This is a genomic window from Paenibacillus sp. P4_E11, from assembly GCF_056401635.1.
This window is the reverse complement of sequence record NZ_JBFUIX010000690.1, coordinates 1-614: the sequence shown is the minus strand read 5'-3', so window position 1 is coordinate 614 and position 614 is coordinate 1. Positions and strand designations below refer to the sequence as shown.

Genomic DNA, 614 nt, shown 5'->3' with positions numbered 1-614 from the left:
GAAGATACAGATAGCAGGTATTATCGTAACGAAATGTTCCTGTACCTGAAGGAAGCCATTGCATCCAATAATAAAGATGAAAAGGTTGAACGAATTCAAAATGCGACATATTTTTACGAGTTGTTTTTGAATGGTAACGAAAAAAATAAACAGCAAGATGGTTATGATAATATTGAAGGGATGGCCACCTATCTTCAGGAAAAAGCCTATCAACTGTTGACTCATCCTGATTCGTCGCCAAAAGAACTAAATGACCTGACTGCACAAAGCATAATCAGTAATAAGACTTTTGTTGACAAAGATGCATTGCTTTTGAATAAAGCCAGTGAGTTTTATGCCATTGGAGGTTTGAGTATCGCATGTGCCGTTGACTTGGGGCTTGATGATAAATCGATCTTGAAAACTTCTCCGTTAAGTCTGTTAGATTCAAAATTCGGAACCAAAAAAGCAGAAGGTCACGAAAATATTAAAAAAGCAAACAATGACTTTTATGCTAATTATAATAATCGTTTGAAATCCATTAKAGATGATGTTGCATCCAACCAGACTGACGACCAGCATGCCGCGATCCGAATACCTGTTACAATGAAAAATGGAGGAGGAATGTACAATTC

The 614-nt window shown here is 36.7% G+C and carries 1 protein-coding gene; it reads left to right on the top strand.

All coding sequences use genetic code 11. The features are described from left to right. Positions 1-614 (top strand): hypothetical protein (locus AC1DWB_RS36950; RefSeq protein WP_477546000.1); only part of this gene is annotated, 614 nt, incomplete at both ends.